The sequence below is a fragment of the Ruegeria sp. BHSB058 genome (assembly GCF_059613285.1).
Genome location: NZ_JBXWSF010000147.1, coordinates 1 through 3934 on the forward strand (window position 1 = coordinate 1; position 3934 = coordinate 3934).

A 3934-nucleotide genomic window follows, 5' to 3' on the forward strand; every position below is an offset into this window, starting at 1 on the left:
TAGCCTCGGCCGACCCGAACCAGGCCGAACGCTGGCTCACCAACCTGCACCGCTCGCTGTTCCTCGGGGACGGCGGCCGCATCGCCATGGCCGCAGGGGCGGCCGCGATGCTGATCCTCTCGCTCTCCGGCGCGACGCTGGTCGCGCGGCGGGTGGGCGGCTGGCGACGCTGGTTTTCACCCTTGCGCGGACCGCTTGCCGGGCGGCTGCACGCCGAGATCGCACGCATCGCCGTTGTCGGCCTCGTCCTGTCCTCCACGACCGCGCTTTGGATGACGGCGTCTACCTTCGATCTCCTGCCGGACGGAGGCGTCCTGCCGGTCGCCCCTGCCGAGGTCAGTGGGGAGACCGGCTTCGCTCCGGGCCGGATGCCCACGCTTCGGCGAACGCCGGTCGCCGAGTTGCGCGAGCTGAGCTTTCCCTATCCCGGCGACGCAACAGACGTATTCACGCTCAAGACCGACCGGGGCACCGGATATCTCGATCAGGGCGACGGGGCGCTGCTGGCCTGGGCCGACCTGACCGGGTGGGAGCGCGTCTCGGAGACCATCTACATGCTGCACACCGGACAGGGTGCGGCGACGCTGGGGCTCGTGCTGGGGCTCATGGCGCTCGGCGTGCCGGCCATGGGCGCGACCGGCGTGCTGGTCTGGCTCGCCGGGCGGCCCGGGCGACCACGCATCCGGGGCAACCAGCCCGCCGGACGCGCCGAGACGATCTTGCTTGTCGGCAGCGAGGGCGGCAGCACCTGGGGCTTTGCCGCGACGCTGCACGCCGCGCTGACGAAAGCCGGGCAGAGCGTCCATGTCGGCCCGATGTCGGGCTTCGGCCCTGAGCGCTACACCAACGCCCGGCGGATCATCCTGCTGGCCGCGACCTATGGCGACGGCGCGGCGCCGGCCTCGGCGAAGGGCTTTCTCGACCGGCTGAACGCGACCGACCGCGCGCCGGACATTCCTCTGGCAGTGCTCGGCTTCGGCGACCGCAGCTTTCCGGCCTATTGCGCCTTCGCCAAGTCCGTCGCGACTGCGGCAGAGGCGAAGGGCTGGCCCGAGCTTCTGCCGCTCGACACAATCGACCGGCAATCGCCGCAGGATTTCGCGCGCTGGGGCGGGGCGCTCGGAGACGCTCTCGGGATCGAACTCGAACTGACGCACCAGCCGGTCCAGCCGCAAACGACCACGCTGACCCTCGTCTCGCGCCGCGACTACGGCGCCGAGGTGCAGGCCCCGACCGCCATCCTCCGCTTCGCGTTTCCCCGCGTCTCGCTCGGGCAACGGCTGCTCGGGGGCGGGTTCGCACGGTTCCAGACGGGTGACCTGATCGGCATTCTGCCCGAAGGCGGGACCGTCCCGCGGCTCTATTCGCTCGCCTCTGGGCGCCGCGACGGCTTCATCGAGATCGTGGTCAAGAAGCATCCCGGCGGGCTCTGCTCGGGTCAGCTCACAGCGCTGGAACCTGGCGACACGGTGAGCGCCTTCCTGCGCCCCAACCCCGGCTTCCGTCCGGGCCGAAGCCGGGCGCCCCTGATCCTGATCGGCGCGGGGACCGGCATCGGGCCGCTAGCGGGCTTTGTGCGCGGCAATACGCGCCGCAGGCCGATCCACCTGTTCTTCGGCATGCGCCATCCCGACAGCGATTTCTTCTACGGCGAGGAGTTCCCCGGATGGCAGGACGAAGGGCGTGTAAGCCGGCTGGTCACGGCCGTCTCGCGCGGGGCGCGTCCCCATTACGTCCAGGACGCGCTGCGCAGCGAGGCCACTCAGGTCGCGGAGCTCATCCGCAATGGGGCGCGCGTGATGGTCTGCGGCGGACGAGACATGGCCGCCGGCGTGGCCGAGGCGCTGGCCGAGATCCTCGCGCCGGCCGGGCTGACACCAGCAGTCCTGAAGGCGGAGGGGCGGTATGTCGAAGATGTCTACTGAGCGGGCGCGCATCGCGCTGAACGGGCCGACGATGGGCACGAGGTGGTCGGCGCTGTTATTCGCGGACCCCGGTTTCGACCCGGGGCCGGTCCGCTCGGCATTGCAGGCGGCCGTGGATGAGGTGGACGGACAGATGTCGACCTGGAAGCCGGACAGCGACCTTGTGCGGCTCAACGCGGCACCGATCGGTGAATGGATCGCTGTTCCTGCACGATTGCTCGAGGTGCTACGCCTCGGCCTGGAAATTGGCCGCGCCTCTGGCGGAGCCTTCGACATCGGCATGGGCGACGCGGTGATGGCCTGGGGCTTCGGACCGGAGGCCGCCGCGCCGGATGGCATCCGCACCGCGATGGCCGCCTCGCGCCGCCCGGCGCATGACGTGCTCGAGATCAACGGCGAACACGTGCGCAAGGCCGCACCCATCGCGCTGGACCTGAATGGCATCGCCAAGGGCTACGGCGTGGATCGACTGGCCGAAATCCTCCGCAATCAAGGCATATCCGACGGACTCGTCGGGATCGATGGCGAGATGCGTGCAATGGGCCTCAGGCCGGACGGTGAAGCCTGGACCATCGCGGTCGAGGCGCCGGACGCCGAGCGCCGGACGCCGCATTCGATCCTCGCGCTTCAGGATGCCGCCGTCGCGACCTCGGGCGACTACCGTCACTGGGTCGAGGTGCAGGGGCGCCGCCTGTCGCACACGATGGACCCGAGGCGGGGAGCGCCGCTGATCGCGTCGCCGGCCTCCATCACGGTCGTGGCCCGCAGCTGTGCAGAGGCAGATGCCTGGGCGACGGCCCTCATGGTGCTTGGGCCGGTCAAAGGCGCGACGCTCGCAAAACAAAGCGGCCTCGACGCCCTGTTCCTCTTGCGCGATGATGTTGTCAACGTAAGGGGCGTGGGAGTCGGACGACTATTTTCCGAAGAGCCAGCGGCAATCGCCTCAGCCGAGGGGAGATGAGCCGCATGGAAACGACACGGACCGACCGCTTCAAGACCGCTATCCTGCTCATTGCCGCGACCGGCCTGATTGCGGGACTTGCCTTCTACTTTTCCGGCGAACCCGACGTCGCGAACGCGGTCTGGATCGCGGGCGTCGTTCCCGCGCTCGCCGCGCTCGTGGTCGAGATCCTGCGCAGCCTGCGTTCCGGCGAAGTGGGCCTCGATATTGTCGCCGCGCTCTCCATGTCGGCGGCGCTCGTCTTCGGCGAGACCCTCGCCGCGGCGGTGGTCGCCGTAATGTATTCCGGCGGCACCTTCCTCGAAGCCTTCGCGGAAGGGCGTGCCCGCCGTGAAATGCACGACCTGCTGTCCCGTGTGCCTCGGACCGCGACAAGACACCGGAATGGCGGGCTGGAGGAAGTGCCGCTGAACGAAATTGCGCCCGGCGACCGCCTTCTGATCCGGCAGGGCGACGTGGTGCCGGTGGATGGCACCGTGAGCTCAGAGACGGCCTTCGTCGATACCTCGGCGCTGACGGGGGAATCCCTGCCCGTCCGGCTCCGTTACGGCGCCGAGGCCATGAGCGGATCGACCAATGCGGGCGAAGCCTTCGACCTGATCGCAACTCACGAGGCCAAGGACAGCACCTATGCCGGGATCGTCCGGCTGGTGGAAGAGGCGCAGGCCTCCAAGGCGCCGATGTCGCGGCTGGCCGACCGTTGGTCGCTGGGGTTTCTGGCGGTCACGGTCAGCATTGCCTTCGCTGCCTGGTGGTTCACGGGCGATCCGATCCGGGCCGTCGCCGTGCTCGTCGTCGCAACGCCATGTCCCCTGATCCTGGCCGTGCCGGTCGCGCTGGTCGCAGGCCTGTCGCGCGCGGCGCATTTCGGGGTGCTGATCAAAGGCGCGGGACCGCTCGAGACGATGGCGCGCATCCGCACGCTGATCCTCGACAAGACCGGCACGCTGACGGACGGCCGGCCGCAAATCGTCTCGATCGACAGCCATGACGGCATGGCCGAGGGCGACATCCTGCGCTTCGCTGCCGCGCTCGATCAGGCCTCCAA

General features: G+C 69.4%; 3 protein-coding genes. All 3 read left to right on the plus strand.

All coding sequences use genetic code 11. The features are described from left to right. Nucleotides 1–1925: PepSY domain-containing protein (locus AC2FNB_RS20620; RefSeq protein ID WP_496748626.1), on the plus strand; the 1925-nt coding region annotated here is incomplete at its 5' end. Next, nucleotides 1906–2886 (plus strand): FAD:protein FMN transferase, encoded by a 981-nt coding sequence (locus AC2FNB_RS20625; protein ID WP_496748627.1) that lies wholly within the window; start codon nt 1906–1908, stop codon nt 2884–2886. The genes AC2FNB_RS20620 and AC2FNB_RS20625, both read left to right, overlap by 20 nt. A 5-nt stretch (nt 2887–2891) precedes the next feature. Next, nucleotides 2892–3934 (plus strand): HAD-IC family P-type ATPase (locus AC2FNB_RS20630; RefSeq protein WP_496748628.1); only part of this gene is annotated, 1043 nt, incomplete at its 3' end.